Annotated in this window: 12 protein-coding genes; 2 read left to right on the top strand and 10 right to left on the bottom strand. The window is 31.3% G+C overall.

What is annotated here, in order from left to right:
- The first annotated feature begins 20 nt into the window (after positions 1–20).
- Entirely contained in the window at positions 21–1,184 is a 1,164-nt protein-coding gene (locus tag NSQ15_RS05215) for an acetoin utilization protein AcuC (protein WP_340746982.1), read from the top strand.
- Positions 1,185–1,253: 69 nt separating this feature from the next.
- On the opposite strand, the gene ccpA is transcribed toward NSQ15_RS05215, so the two are convergent.
- The 10 genes from ccpA to NSQ15_RS05165 form a co-directional block, all read right to left on the bottom strand.
- Entirely contained in the window at positions 1,254–2,243 is a 990-nt protein-coding gene (gene ccpA / locus NSQ15_RS05210; RefSeq protein WP_070453992.1) for a catabolite control protein A, read from the bottom strand.
- A gap of 280 nt (positions 2,244–2,523) precedes the next feature.
- Positions 2,524–3,615, bottom strand: a complete 1,092-nt coding sequence (locus NSQ15_RS05205) for a bifunctional 3-deoxy-7-phosphoheptulonate synthase/chorismate mutase (protein WP_340746981.1) — start codon at positions 3,613–3,615, stop codon at positions 2,524–2,526.
- 345 nt (positions 3,616–3,960) lie between these two features.
- Entirely contained in the window at positions 3,961–5,631 is a 1,671-nt protein-coding gene (locus NSQ15_RS05200; RefSeq protein WP_124760129.1) for a smooth muscle caldesmon, read from the bottom strand.
- Between the two features lie 77 nt (positions 5,632–5,708).
- Complete coding sequence (locus NSQ15_RS05195; RefSeq protein ID WP_002467416.1) at positions 5,709–6,200, bottom strand: DUF948 domain-containing protein; 492 nt, start codon at positions 6,198–6,200, stop codon at positions 5,709–5,711.
- Between the two features lie 74 nt (positions 6,201–6,274).
- Positions 6,275–7,588, bottom strand: a complete 1,314-nt coding sequence (murC, locus tag NSQ15_RS05190) for a UDP-N-acetylmuramate--L-alanine ligase (RefSeq protein ID WP_017638259.1) — start codon at positions 7,586–7,588, stop codon at positions 6,275–6,277.
- A 21-nt stretch (positions 7,589–7,609) separates the two neighbouring features.
- Entirely contained in the window at positions 7,610–11,533 is a 3,924-nt protein-coding gene (locus NSQ15_RS05185) for a DNA translocase FtsK (protein ID WP_217193956.1), read from the bottom strand.
- 20 nt (positions 11,534–11,553) lie between these two features.
- On the bottom strand, positions 11,554–12,153 hold the full coding sequence (gene ytpR, locus NSQ15_RS05180) for a YtpR family tRNA-binding protein (RefSeq protein WP_017638261.1): 600 nt from the start codon (positions 12,151–12,153) through the stop codon (positions 11,554–11,556).
- A gap of 20 nt (positions 12,154–12,173) precedes the next feature.
- A complete protein-coding gene (locus NSQ15_RS05175; RefSeq protein ID WP_046466822.1) occupies positions 12,174–13,034 on the bottom strand; it encodes a DUF1444 domain-containing protein in 861 nt (286 codons plus the stop codon).
- Positions 13,035–13,133: 99 nt separating this feature from the next.
- The gene (locus tag NSQ15_RS05170; protein WP_046466823.1) at positions 13,134–13,445 is read right to left on the bottom strand and encodes a thioredoxin family protein; all 312 of its coding nucleotides are present in this window, start codon (positions 13,443–13,445) and stop codon (positions 13,134–13,136) included.
- A 16-nt stretch (positions 13,446–13,461) separates the two neighbouring features.
- Positions 13,462–14,538, bottom strand: a complete 1,077-nt coding sequence (locus tag NSQ15_RS05165; RefSeq protein WP_046466824.1) for a M42 family metallopeptidase — start codon at positions 14,536–14,538, stop codon at positions 13,462–13,464.
- 85 nt (positions 14,539–14,623) lie between these two features.
- On the opposite strand from NSQ15_RS05165, the gene NSQ15_RS05160 reads away from it, so the two are divergent.
- Positions 14,624–14,938, top strand: a complete 315-nt coding sequence (locus tag NSQ15_RS05160; protein ID WP_017638265.1) for a PepSY domain-containing protein — start codon at positions 14,624–14,626, stop codon at positions 14,936–14,938.
- Positions 14,939–15,021: the final 83 nt, after the last annotated feature.

Raw genomic sequence — 15,021 nt, 5'->3', positions numbered from 1 at the left:
AGATTGAAAGGAATGAGCTTATGAGTAATAAAAATAAAACAGGTTATGTATACTCAGATGATATTTTAAAATATAGATTTAATAATGAGCATCCTTTTAATCAAATGCGTTTAAAATTAACAACTGAACTTTTAATAGATGCACAGTTTTTATCTAATGAAAATATTTTAACACCTCGAATTGCTACAGAAGATGAACTCGCTTTGATACATCGTTATGATTATATACAAGCGATTAAACATGCATCACATGGCATCTTAAGTTCTGAAGAAGCTAAAAAATATGGTTTTAATGATGATACAGTTCCATTTAGACATATGCATCGTCATTGTTCTCGTATTGTAGGTGGTGCTTTAAACTTAGCAGATAAGATTATGGACGGTACTTATACAAATGGTTGTCATTTAGGTGGTGGCTTGCATCATGCTTTACCAGGTCGTGCAAATGGCTTTTGTATTTATAATGATGTAGCTATAACTGCTCAATATTTAGTTAATCATTATAATCAAAGAGTAATGATTATTGATACAGACGCACATCATGGAGATGGTACTCAGTGGAGTTTTTATACGAGCAATGATGTATTAACCTATTCTATCCATGAAACTGGTAAGTTTTTATTTCCTGGTTCTGGACATTATACTGAACGTGGTGAAGATATCGGTTATGGTTATTCAGTCAATGTACCATTAGAATCTTATACAGAAGATGAATCATTCTTGCGCTCATTTAAATCTACAGTTGAACCTGTCATTGCAGCATTTAAACCTGATATCATTTTAAGCGTCAATGGAGTGGATATTCATTACAGAGATCCGCTAACACATATAAGTTGTACTTTAAATTCTTTATATCAACTACCTTATATAATTAAAGCACTTGCTGAAAAATATACTCATAATAAAATAATTATGTTTGGTGGCGGAGGTTATAATTTATGGAGAGTTGTGCCTCGTGCCTGGAGTCATTTATATTTAAGTTTAATTAATGAGCCTATTCAAAAAGGTTATTTACCATTAACTTGGATTAATAAATGGAAACATTATAGCTCAGTGACACTTCCAAAAAGATGGGAAGACCGTTTGAATGATTATACGTATATACCTAGAACTGATGAAATTTCAGAAAAAAATGCACGTGTAGCAGATTTAATAGCAAGTTGGTATGATTTTACATCCAAATAATTTCACCCCATAAATTAGTTATCAGTCTAATTTATGGGGTGTTTATTACATAGTACGTATATTATTTAATTATTTTGTCGTACCACGATATTCAATTCTATGAGGTAAAATCACATTAGGTTCTTCAATTTCCTCTTCATTCATATACTTAGTTAATAATCTCATTCCAACAGCACCAATATCATATAATGGTTGTATTACACTTGAAAGTTGTGGTCTAACCATTTCTACTAAACGCGTATTATTAAAACTAACGATTTGTAAATCTTCAGGAACTTTTATACCTGAATCTAATGCGCCGTGTAACACACCGATCGCTTGTTCATCACTGATTGATAATACAGCATCAGGTAAGTTATCTTTCATTTCATCAAAAACTTTCATGCCTTCTTTGTAACTTTCAGCCCCTGTTAAATGAAGCGCATCTTCTAATATTAGATTATTATCATATAGCACTGTATTTAAACCATCTAAAACATCTTCTTGGGCTTTCTTAGAATAATCACCACCAACTAATGCAAATTTCTTAGCACCTTGGTCAATTAAATGTTGTGTTACTTCTTGAGCAGCTTTTTCAAAATCAATGTTAACAGAAGCAACATGATCATCTTTACCATTCGTACCTGATACAACGACTGGTACTGATGATTGGTTGATTAATTCTTTGATTTCTTCTGAAATTGTACCTCCTAAGAATATAATACCATCTACTTGTTTACTTAAAAGATTGTTAAAAATTTCTTTTTCTTTTTCAGGATCATTATCTGAATTTGAAATGATTGAATGATATTTATACATTGTAGCAATATCTTCTAAACCACGTGCAAGTTGTGAATAATAAACGTTTGAAATATCAGGAATAATCACACCTACAGTCGTAGTTCGTTTACTAGCAAGCCCACGTGCAACTGCATTTGGACGATAGTTTAATTTTTTAATTACTTCATTCACTTTATTTCGAGTTTCAGGCTTTACGTTTTGGTTACCATTAACAACACGAGAAACAGTTGCCATCGACACTCTGGCTTCTCTTGCCACATCATAAATTGTTACTGTCATAATTTCCTCCTTGCAAGCGTTTTATACGCTATTATACCGTGTTTTCATATTATTTTCAAAGTTTACCATATTTAAAGATGCAGTGAAATAAATTTGTTTTGTTGTTCACATTTCTGTCAGAAAAATTGTAGATTTAAATTATATTCACTTTAAAACAAAATTTCTAATGATGCATATTAAAAGATATATTTTGTACAAATAAATTAAATTCAAACCAAAAATAGCTACTTCTTTACAAAATACCTTTTGTTCAATGAAGTAGCTTTAATTTCATTATCGATTATTTTAATTTCTTTTGGTTATATAAGTCTGCTAGTGGTTTTAATTCATTATAAAATTTATTAAATTCTTTTAAATCCATTTGTTGTCCTGCATCACTTAATGCTACTGAAGGATCTGGATGTACTTCTGCCATAACGCCATCTGCTCCTACAGCAAGTGCAGCTTTTGCAGTCGGTAACATAATGTCTTTTCTACCAGTACTGTGTGTTACATCGACCATCACAGGTAAATGTGTACCTTGTTTTAATATTGGTACAGCAGAAATATCTAATGTGTTTCTAGTTGCTTTTTCATATGTTCTAATTCCACGCTCACATAAGATAATATTTCTATTACCTTGAGATGCGATATATTCTGCAGCATATGTGAATTCTTCAATTGTTGCTGATAATCCACGTTTTAATAAAATTGGTTTATTTGTACGACCAGCTTCTTTTAAAAGTTCAAAGTTTTGCATATTACGTGCACCAATTTGGAAAACATCAAGATATTCATCTGCAACTTCAAAATCATTTGGATTTACGATTTCACTAATGACATTTAAATTATATTTATCTTTAACATTTTTTAAGATTTTAAGACCTTCAACACCTAAACCTTGGAAATCATATGGGGACGTACGTGGTTTAAACGCTCCACCACGTATAAATTTCTCACCTTTTGCTTGTAAATCAGCAGCAACTGTATCTACTTGTTCTTGCGATTCTACTGAACATGGACCAAAAACAAATGATTTATAACCTTCTCCAAATTTACCTCCATTATCAAAATGAACAATTGTATCTTCAGGTTTTAATTTTCTAGATACGTATAAATGTTTTTCATTCTCTGATTTTTGTAAATCTGTAGAGGCTTTAAAAATTTCTTTAAATAATTGTTTAATCACATTATCATTGAACGGACCATTATTCTTATCTAAAAGATCGTTAATCATTTCCTTTTCACGTTGAGGGTCATATACACGTGTACCCTGTTTAATTTTTTCTTCTCCAATTTTTTGAGTTAGTTCACCACGTCGAGATAATAACTCTAAAATCTGATCGTTTAATGAGACAATTTCTTGTCTGTAGCTATCTAATTTATTACCCATAGTCATTCCACCTCTATACTATTAGTTGCACATTATATGTATCACTTTAAAGCGATAAAATAAATGTATTTACGAATCATTCTAACAATTAACATTTTATTGTTCAAGTTATAATTGTCGGAATTGATTAAATTTTCTAAAAATATGATAGTATTATCATATTCCCATTTATGAACACATATTTTAAAAAAGAAAAAGAGCAGAACGTCATACATCCTACTGTAAATGAATGATGGGTTCCACTCTAATATGTTATACATTTAATTTTAACCACTAAAATCAAATACTAACCAATGAGTGCTTATATTAATATCATAATATTAACTTATATTAAATACAAACTAATTAGTCATTAAAAGTACGTTTTTCGATTTTACTAGTTGTTTTTTCTACTTTTTGTTGAGTAGATTTTGTTTTATCTTGTTGTGCTTTATTTTGATTAGATGATTTTGTTGTTTTCTTAGTTGATTTTGTTTGTGCTGTTGTTTGATTACTATTTTTTTTAGTTGATTTTGTTGTTGCTTTAGCTTGACTATTAGATTTTTTAGTTGATTGATTATTATTTTGTCTTGTTACGACACCTTTATCAAACTGTGCTTTACTTTGTTTTTTTGTTGGTTGCTTAGTACTAGATTGTTTAGATGATGATTGTGCTGATTTATTATTTTGGTTAGATTTTGTTGTTGTTTTAGTAACTAAATTAGGTACTTTAGTCATCGTTGATTTTGCAATTGGTGCTTCTTCAAGTAATGCTTTAGTTAATTGAGATTCTTTAGAACCTTTAGTTAATTTACTTTTTTTAGTTTTAGCTGCACTTGCTAGTCTATTAGCAAATGAGCCATCATTATTTTTTGTTGATTGTTCTTCAGTTTTAGTTACTAAATTTGGTGTAGATTGTTTATTATTTTTGGCTACACCCTGTTCTTTTGTTAAAGCTTTAGTATTAGCTGATACATTAGCATCATTATCTAATTTTGTTTTCTTCGTTTTAGCTGCACTTGCTAATTTATCTGCATTAGATTGTGTTGATTTGCTAGCTTTTTCTTTTGATGGATCAGATAGTGAAGATTCTTCTTTAATAGCAGATTTTGCCATTACAACTTCTTCAGATGATACGTGTTGATTACTATTTATATGAGATTGTTGTTCCTCATTCTGACTTTCTTCCTTAGCTTCTTGAATTTTACGTGCTTGTGGTGATTGGTCTGCTAAGCTATCTTTATTTGTTTCAGCTTGAATTGCATTTTGTTGTGCTGCTAATTCTGTAGCTGATGGTGTTGTACTAGATTGTTGTTCTTTATTTTGTGTTTCTTGTTTAGCTTGTTGTATTTCACGTGCTTGTGGCGACTGATCTGCTAAACTATCTTTATTTGTTTCAGCTTGAATTGCGTTTTGTTGTGCTGCTAATTCTGTAGCTGATGGCGTTGCATTAGATTGTTGCTCTTCATTTTGTGCTTCTTGTTTGGCTTGTTGTATTTCACGTGCTTGTGGTGACTGATCTGCTAAACTATCTTTATTTGTTTCAGCTTGAATTGCGTTTTGTTGTGCTGCTAATTCTGCAGCTGAAGCATCTGATCCAGAATTTCCTTCTGCTTCTAATTTTGCTTCTTGAATATCTCTAGCTTCTGGTGATTGATCTGCTAAATTATTGTCGCTTACTTCTCTTTGGATTGCGACTTTTTGTGCTGATAATTCATCAGATGAGATACCATCTTTTGATTTATTTCTGAAGTTTTCAACTTGGTTTTTAACAGATTCAAAATGTCGTTCTGCTTGAGATTTGTAATTTAATGCTTTTTCACGTAGTTCTTTTTCTTTGGCAATCGCTTGATCAGCTTTTTCGAAAACTTTCAATTTGTAATATAACCCTAAAGCTGAACCTACTAAAGCACCGGTAATAAAGCTTACAACAAAATCTTTACGTTGTGGTGTTTGATTATTTATACGAGTATGACGGCTGTATAAATCATTTCCAGTATTATTTCTTTCAAAATCATCACGATTATAGTGTTCCATGATTTATTCCTCCCTATAACAAATGCACTTAAACAAGTAACAACCTCATTTAAGTGCATTTAGTTCATTCTTATTAATTATTTGTCAACACGTGTAGTATAGCTATGATCTGTATCATTTGCTACTGTGTTTGCTTTGTAATTTGCACTTCCTCGACGGTAGTGTCTATTTTGCCATTTGTCAGCAATTTCCATTGCCACATTTGACCATTGTACTACTTGAGAAATTTTATCTTCATTTTGAGATACGTTGTGTGTAATAGAATTAGTTACACGGTCAACTGAACCATTTAATGTTTGAACTGAGTCACCAATACCTTTAACAGCATCAACTACAGAATTCAAACGATCAACTTTACCTTGAATATCTTCAGTTAAACGGTTAACTTTATGAAGTAAATCAGTAGATTCTCTTGTAATACCTTGTACTTGACCTTCAACACCATCAAGTGTTTTAGCCACGTGATCTAAATTTTTCTTAACAGAAATTAACACTACAACGATACCGATACATAAAATTAAGAACGCTATCGCAGCGATAATTCCAGCAATTGGTAAAATCCAATCCATTAAAAACGCCTCCTAAATACCTAATTATAAAATTCATTAATATTTAATACCCTTGAGAAATCATTATAAACATATTAGAAATCTTTTTTTATACCTAATTTATTTAAGTACGCTTTTTGGATTTTTTGAATATCTCCAGCGCCCATAAATAATATTACAGCATTATCAAATTTCTCTAATACATCTATACTATTTTCATCAATTAATGCTGATCCATCAATACGATCAATCAAGTCTTGAATCGTCAATTCACCAGTGTTTTCTCTAATAGAACCAAAAATTTCACATAAGAAAACATGGTCAGCTGCGCTTAAACTTGTTGCAAATTCTTCTAAGAATGCTTGAGTTCTTGAGAATGTATGTGGTTGGAATACAGCAATAACTTCTTTTTGTGGATATTTTTTTCTAGCTGTTTCAATTGTAGCATTAATTTCTCTTGGATGGTGAGCATAATCGTCTACTAATACTTGATTTGATACTTTTGTTTCATTAAATCGACGTTTTACACCACCAAATGTTTCTAATGCTTCTTTTATATTATCAACATTCATTTTTTCTAAATAACTAATAGTTACAACAGCTAATGTATTTAGAATATTATGGTCACCATATTGTGGTGATAGGAATTGATCATAAAATTCTCCATTAATATAAACATCAAATTGTGTACCTTGTTCAGTGATTTGTATATTTTTAGCATATACGTCATCAGTTTCTTTTAAACCATAGTAATAAATGGGTACATCCGCTTCTAATTTTCTAAGATATTCATCGTCGCCCCATGCAATGATAGCTTTTTTTACATTTTGAGCCATTTCTTGGAATGCATCAAAAACGTCATCAACATCTCTGAAATAATCAGGATGGTCAAAGTCAATATTTGTCATAATTGCATAGTCAGGATCATAACTTAAAAAGTGACGTCGATATTCGCAAGCTTCGAATGCAAAATAGTCACTGCCAGGTAAACCCATTCCTGTACCGTCACCTATAAGGAATGAAGTCTTTTTATCTCCATTCATCACATGAGATAACAATCCAGTTGTTGATGTTTTACCATGTGCACCAGTAACTGCTACCGAAGTATATTGGTTAATTACATGGCCAAGAAAATCATGATATCTAATCACATCTAATTTAAGTTGATGTGCTTTGACTATCTCTTCATGTGTATCAGGGAAAGCATTACCCTGTATAATTACCATATCTTCTTTAATATTGTTACTATCAAACGGTAAGATAGTTATACCTTTATTTCTTAGAGCAACTTCTGTAAAAACATAAGTTTCAATATCTGAGCCTTGCACTTCATGCCCAAGATCATGCATGATTTGTGCCAATGAACTCATGCCAGAACCCTTAATTCCGACAAAATGATAGTGTGTCATTATAAAACTCCTTACTAATTTTTAATCTTGATTCAAATCCGCCTCAGTAATATAAACATCTCTAGGTTTAGAACCGTTCGCTCCAGATATATAACCTAGTTGTTCTAATTGATCTATGATTCTCGCTGCTCTATTATACCCAATTTGGAAATGTCTTTGTACTAACGAAGTAGAAATATGTCCTTCATTAATCATGAACTCACACACATCATCAAATAAATCATCTTGTGCTTGAGTTTGTGTTTTCTTTAATAATTCTTTTTCTTCAAATAAATAATCAGGTTCACGCTGTTGTTTAATAAAATCTACAACGTCGTCAATTTCTTCATCTGAAACAAATGTACCTTGAACACGGATAGGTTTATTCATACCGCCACCAAGATATAACATGTCGCCATATCCTAATAGTCGTTCTGCTCCTCCGCTATCAAGAATAGTTCTAGAATCTACACTTGATGATACCATAAATGCAATTCTAGTTGGGATATTAGCTTTAATTAAACCGGTAATAACATTAACTGATGGTCTTTGTGTGGCAACAAGCATATGAATACCACAAGCACGCGCTTTTTGAGCTATTCTCGCGATGGATTGTTCTACTTCTTGTGGCGCCATCATCATTAAATCGGCTAATTCATCTATTACTATAACAATTTTTGGCATTCTTTGTTCATAAGAAGCTTTCTTATTGAATGCTGTAATATTTCTAACGTGATATTGAGCAAATAATTTATATCGACGTTCCATTTCTTCAACAGCCCATTTTAAACTTTGTGTGGCTGCTTTAACATCTGTAATTACTGGTGACACAAGATGTGGCAAATCATTATATGGTGCTAATTCAACCATTTTTGGATCAATTAATAATAATCTTAATTCTTCCGGATGATTTTTATACAATAGCGACATTAAAATACTATTAATGCACACTGATTTACCTGAACCTGTTGCACCTGCAATTAAAGCATGAGGTGTTTTAGCAATGTCCATAAGTAATGGTTCATTGTTGATGCGATAACCCATTGCAACTGTCAATTTAGATTCAGCATTTTTAAATTGATCTGAATCTACAATTGATCTCAAATTGACTTTGGCAGGGTTTTGATTAGGTACCTCGATACCTACTAAACTTGTACCTGGTATCGGCGCTTCGATACGTATATCTTTGGCTGCTAACGCCATTTTAATATCGTCTTGTAAAGCAGTAATTCTTGATACTTTAACACCTTTTTCAACTGATAATTCAAAACGGGTCACACTTGGACCTTCAGTAACATTTTGAACTTCTGCAGGAACATTGAAATAATATAATGCATCATTTAATTCTTGCTTTTTATCATCAATCCACTCTTCATTTACTTCATGTGGTTCTGGTGATTCAAGCAATTCCATACTAGGTAAATTAATATTTGGACCTTTTCTTATAGTGGGCTTTTGAACTTTAATATTTTCATTATTATCCACTTCTCCAGATGTAACCTTAGATGTAGATGCATGAGTATTCTCTCGTTTGTCTTCATTGCGATTATCTGAATCATTTTCATTAACATCATTGGAAGCATGTTGCATAGACGAACTATCATCTTCCATATTTTGATTAATTCCAACATTATAATCGCTCTGAGCCATTTGCACATTCTCATTATTGACAACGTCATTTGCACTTAGGCTATGTTCACTTGCAGTTGAATTTGAGTCACTTTCATATGTTGTTTGATTTAGTTCATTTGTACGATCAGCTGAAGGCGCTTCACTTTCACTTATATTGTTTGATTGTTGATTTGATTCAGAGTGTTCTGATGTATTGTATTGCTCTGACGATGCTTGCTTAATATTATTTGATTGTGTCGAATTTGATTGACGTTCAGGCGTTAGATTTGGAACATGAACTGTGCGAGATTTTTTCTTATCTATCATACGTTTTTTATCTGAAGGCGTCATAACAACATTAAATGGCTTACTACCTTTTAATGGCTTGCTAGTTTGTCCATAATGTAGATGCTGATTAGTTTCTACGCCTTTATTTTCACTATTAACTTTATCAAAATTCTGATCAGAACTTTCTGATTGATTATCATTTATAGATTCAGAATAGCTATTTTCTGAACTACTTAAGTTTTGAGTATTATCATAAGATGAAGCGACAAATTCAGATGTTTCATTACTATTATTAGAGATGAAACTATCACTTAATGATTCATCACTTTCTAATACTGATTCTGATGTTGACATTGTTTTATCACTATTACCTAAATTGCTATCTTGAATATGTGGATTTCGCTTTTTAGCATATTCCGTTTCATGATCGACGCTTTGAGTAACTGCATTATGACCACTTCTTCTATTCAAGTGCTTATGATCATTAAGTTTTGATGTCTCACTATCATATAGAGATGAAGATGTATGTTCTGAAGTAGAATATGTTGTTGGTTGCTCACTATCATCTAATTCTCGATAATCTGCATCATCTATATTATTATCTTCATTTTCTGATATTGATGTTTTATCACTGTAATGATGTTTTGCATTTTCTGAACTAATTGTAGAGTCACTTTGACTAGATTCAGAGTCTTTCTGGACGGTAGTTGTTCGATCATCATATATGGATTGAGATGAAACATAGTTAGTATCAGTTGTTTCTGAGCCATCATCTTGTTCTGTTAAATCAGTCACAGTAACATCGTCATCATTTACTTGATGTCTTGGTTTAATATCAGATAAATCGATTTCTTCATAATTGTAATGAGATGTTTCTTGTTGATCTAGGTCTGAATTTTCAATTGCATCTGTTTGATTTATTGTTTCATTATTGTCATGCTCGTTAATCATAGCATTGCTATCATCTTGAGATTCCATATCTAATGAACTTTCACCAACATATTGTTGTGCTTGTTTGGCATACATTTCATCAATTGCTTTTTGTATACTATCTTCATTGGTCTCTTTATTTTGTTGTCTTTTTTCTTGCAATGCTTTTTTAAATCGACGCTTTTGAAGCACTTTTCGTTCACGTTCTCTTCGAATTTCTTCAACAATTTGAGATGCATAGATATTGTTAATATTAATAGTATTATCTTTAGTTGAATGGTTAGGAGTTGAGTTAATTGCTTTTTCATCTCCCACTGACGATGTTTGTTGATTTATATTCTCATCATGTTTTGAATTACTATTTGTACTAGTTTCTTTTACATCATTCGATTGTTGATTACTTCTAAAGTTGCTTTGGGATCTTTCGGCAGTGTATCCATCGTTGTCACTAGAATGATTAACATTTGAACTCATTTTATTATTAGTTTCTTCTTCATTGTCTTTAGGAGGTATCATGCCGTTTTCAATTGGTCGTCTTTTCATCGTACCAAAAATGGCTGATGGTACTTCTGAAGCTTTAAAATCACTTTTGTGATATGTATACTCCGGTTGCGTTTTATAATTTGATTTAAAACGTTCGGATTGTAATTTCATTCTTGGTTGTGATTTTGAAGATGTAGCACCATTATTAGATTTGTTATCTCCTAATGAAGTAGGAGAAATTTGGCGGTGAGTTGATTTAGTGACATAAGGATTTGTTACTTGTTTTCTTCTAGTTTTATTTGAATTAGATTGTCGAGACGAGTTCACATACTCATCGTCATTGGCATGATTCCTTCTACGACGATGTCTCTTACTTTCTTGAGAAGTTAAAGTTTCATTATCATCATTTTTCACATAAGATTGTTCCCCATCATTCACAGATGTATATTCAGACTCCACATTTTCTGATTCAAAACCATTAATAGGAAATCGGAATTTACCTTTTGGTCGATGATAGATATCATTATTTTGTGGCAGTAATGAGTCATGATTAGAATCATTCGATTGAGTTGCCTGGCGTCTTTTATTTTTATTTCTTAATATATCTTCATTTGAATCATTATCTTCGCCAAATAATTTATCAAACCAGCTCATACTTTCACGACCTTCCTTTGTTATTCAAAAAATGCTTGTCCAATATCATAGCTATCATCTAGCACCATAATACCTTTTTCTTTAGGAGCATTTGGTAAATCTAATTCTTTCATTGAACAAATCATACCGCTAGATGCAACGCCTCTAAGTTCTGCATCTTTGATTACCATACCACTTGGCATTACTGCGCCCACTTTTGCTACAACTACTTTTTGTCCTTGTTCGACATTTGGTGCGCCACAAACAATTTGCAATGTATCATTACCTACATTGACATTAAGTACACTTAATTTATCAGCGTCAGGGTGTTTTTCTTTTGTTTCTACATAACCTACAACAAATTTTGGAGATAAATCAGCATTCAATTCATATGTGAAACCATTATTTTTAATCATTTGTTGTAATTGATTAACGATTTCTTCAGTTAATTTAATGTGTCCATTACCTTCTAATTGTATATGAGTAGATATATTAAAGAAATTATACCCAACTACTTCGTTATCTTCGTTAGTTATTTCTACTACGTCGTTATTCTTTTTATAATTGAATTCGCCTTCTGTAGGGTCGATTTGTAAGAATGCAACATCTCCTACACCATTTGGATTAAAGAATAAATTCATTGTATATATCTCCTTTATCATTATTTATTTTTATCATTAAATTTTTTACGATTAGCTTCTAATCTTTGTATGACGTTAGGGTCTCTTTTTTGTTTATTGTTTTTCCCTAATATGAATATTGGTTCAAGATGACCTTTGTCGTATCCAAAAGATAAAGAAGTAATAGGGACAAGTCCTTTTGTGAAAAACTCCATAGTTAAATGAGCCATCACATCATAGCCTGTTTTGTTGCGTATATCAGCAATGACTAAAACATCTTGATGAGGCACTGCTACTAACATTTCGCCTTCACATTGATCTTGTATATCATTTAAAAATGATGTATTAAGTATGCGACTTGCATCATAACCATCATTAGAATTAATAAAATAGAATATATTACCTTTCACTTCATCGGTACTATATTTATTGTCAAGCTTTCTTACATTAAAAAGTGACATTTCTTTAATCTGTTGTTCTGTCATTTTCAATGTTTCTAACATACTTGCATCAATAAGTCTATATGACTTTCCTAAATCTAATGCGTAATAGATATTAGTTTCAGCAGTATGATTTTCATAAATGAATGCATGGCCTTCTTTAGTCTTTTTATCAAAACTTGTAGCACGAATCACCGGCATAATTTTAATTTCATCAAGTTGTTCTATACCTTGATCAGCCATTTGAGCAATTGCTTCATCTATATAATATATAATTTCATCTACAATTTTTTCTTCTTTTTCTTCATATTTTGCGACAATAGCGTTTAATTTAATTGTGACACCTTTATGATTGTCTTTTCTATAAATTCTTAATGTTTCGTCTTCACGATTGAATTTATAATTTACATCTAAATGATTCAAACGCTGTTTAATTTTATCTCTCATTTGAAAGACATTCATTCATATCACTCCTATTTCGCACCTTTTAATAGTTTACAATAAATCAAAGGATAGTAACAGAAAAAAACAAGTTTTTAAATATATTTTTCAACTATTCAATTAAATATATTGTGCTAAAAATTGATCTATTTGTTCAATGGATTTTCTTTCTTTACCAATATAACTTCCTAGTAATTCTCCGTCTCTATAAACTAAGAAACTTGGGATACCCATAATACCATTTTCTATACAAATATCTAAAAATTGGTCTCTATCTACTGATACAAATTTAAAAGATTGATATTTCTCTTCTAATTGTGGCAATTCTGGTTCGATTACCTTACAATCGGGGCACCATCCTGCTGTAAATTCAAAAACTGTATTTCCTTGCTTTAATTCTTCAAATTGTTGTTCTGTTTCAAGTTGTATCATGTTTTTCACTCCTATATTACTGATATTGTAATCGTTGTATTTGTTCTTCATTTAAATTCGTAATTGATGCTTTTAATAATTGACGAGCGGCATAATAATCACGGATATCAAAAACAGCATCTGTACTATGAATATAACGTGCACATACTCCTATTACTGCTGTAGGAATACCATCATTTGCTTTATGGATTTCACCGCCATCTGTTCCTCCTGGTGACATATAATATTGATGCGGAATATCATATTGTTTTACTAAATTTAATAAATAATCTCTAAAAGTAGGTCTGAGTATCATCGTACCATCTTTGATACGAATTAATGTCCCCTCCCCTAACGCACCAGATAATTGTTGCTTACCTTTTATATCATTTGCAGGAGAACAGTCTGCTACAAATGCAATATCCGGTTGAATTAATTCTGCTGATGCTTTAGCGCCTCTTAAGCCTACTTCTTCTTGTACATTGGCACCAACATATAAATCAACTTCTAATTCTGTATCTTTCAGTAATTCTAATATTTCAATAGCAATGAGACAACCATATCGATTATCCCACGCTTTTGCACTATATCTATATTCTGATAACTGAGTAAATGGCGTAGCAGGTACAATTGTGTCGCCAATTTCAATACCTTTTTGTCTAACTTCTTCACTCGAACTTGCACCTATATCTAACATTAAATCTTTAATTTGAGGTGCTGCTTCATTACCAGTTCTAAAATGTTTTGGAATATTGGCAACGACACCAATGATTTCTTCGTTTTTTCTATTTTTTACTTTTAATCTTTGTCCCTGCCATATATCATTTGCTACACCGCCTAAATTAGTAAATTGGATCATACCATTATCTGTGATATGCGTAATCATAAATCCAATCTCATCCATATGGGCTGCTATCATTACACGTTTAGCATTAGCTTTAGGTGATTTTTTCACACCATAAAACCCACCCATTTTATTATCTACAAAATGATCTACATAAGGTGTCATTTGTTCTTTCATATATGTTTTAACATCATCTTCAAATCCTGGTGCACCATGTAATTCTGTCAGATGTTCCATGCGTTCTAATGTTTTACTCTCTTCAATAGTCATTTGATGTTTCACTCCTTATAATTTATTATATCATCTTCATTATGGTAAACTAATAATATGAATCATGGAAAAGGGAGATACATTAATGAAATGTTTAAATTGTAAAAATATATTAATTGTAGGTGCTTGTACGGTAGTCATTTTATCAGCTGGCGTAATTGTTTACCTAAATAAGAAAAAATTTTATAATCCCGATAAGTTATTAGAAGAAGTCAAAACATACTTTATGGATGTCAAAGGTTCATATATTGTACAACAACCTCTTAACGATCCTAATATTAATGCTAATAAACCTATTTATCTTGGCGGTATCTCCGCAACTAAAAATGGTAAATTAGTAGATTATGATTTTTATGCTGATGCATATACTGGTGAAGTTTTAAATATTATCGAATTATAAAATTAAAATTTACATAAAAATGATAGGTTATAGTTAGTTCATTATAGTATCACTTTTCTTAATGAACTAAACTATAACCTTTT

The sequence above is a fragment of the Staphylococcus sp. FSL W8-0774 genome (assembly GCF_038006785.1).
Taxonomy (GTDB): Bacteria; Bacillota; Bacilli; order Staphylococcales; family Staphylococcaceae; genus Staphylococcus; species Staphylococcus pasteuri.
Note: the sequence above shows the minus strand (reverse complement) of the source record. Positions and strands in the feature narration are given on the sequence as shown.

What these genes read in the sequence shown, in the direction of transcription:
- NSQ15_RS05185 (WP_217193956.1), bottom strand. Translation starts at nt 11,533, where the DNA reads ATGAGCTGGTTTGATAAATTATTTGGCGAAGATAATGATTCAAATGAA.
- NSQ15_RS05170 (WP_046466823.1), bottom strand. Translation starts at nt 13,445, where the DNA reads ATGATACAACTTGAAACAGAACAACAATTTGAAGAATTAAAGCAAGGA.
- NSQ15_RS05215 (WP_340746982.1), top strand. Translation starts at nt 21, where the DNA reads ATGAGTAATAAAAATAAAACAGGTTATGTATACTCAGATGATATTTTA.
- NSQ15_RS05205 (WP_340746981.1), bottom strand. Translation starts at nt 3,615, where the DNA reads ATGGGTAATAAATTAGATAGCTACAGACAAGAAATTGTCTCATTAAAC.
- NSQ15_RS05160 (WP_017638265.1), top strand. Translation starts at nt 14,624, where the DNA reads ATGAAATGTTTAAATTGTAAAAATATATTAATTGTAGGTGCTTGTACG.
- NSQ15_RS05200 (WP_124760129.1), bottom strand. Translation starts at nt 5,631, where the DNA reads ATGGAACACTATAATCGTGATGATTTTGAAAGAAATAATACTGGAAAT.
- NSQ15_RS05175 (WP_046466822.1), bottom strand. Translation starts at nt 13,034, where the DNA reads ATGAATGTCTTTCAAATGAGAGATAAAATTAAACAGCGTTTGAATCAT.
- murC (WP_017638259.1), bottom strand. Translation starts at nt 7,588, where the DNA reads ATGACACACTATCATTTTGTCGGAATTAAGGGTTCTGGCATGAGTTCA.
- NSQ15_RS05165 (WP_046466824.1), bottom strand. Translation starts at nt 14,538, where the DNA reads ATGACTATTGAAGAGAGTAAAACATTAGAACGCATGGAACATCTGACA.
- ccpA (WP_070453992.1), bottom strand. Translation starts at nt 2,243, where the DNA reads ATGACAGTAACAATTTATGATGTGGCAAGAGAAGCCAGAGTGTCGATG.
- NSQ15_RS05195 (WP_002467416.1), bottom strand. Translation starts at nt 6,200, where the DNA reads ATGGATTGGATTTTACCAATTGCTGGAATTATCGCTGCGATAGCGTTC.
- ytpR (WP_017638261.1), bottom strand. Translation starts at nt 12,153, where the DNA reads ATGAATTTATTCTTTAATCCAAATGGTGTAGGAGATGTTGCATTCTTA.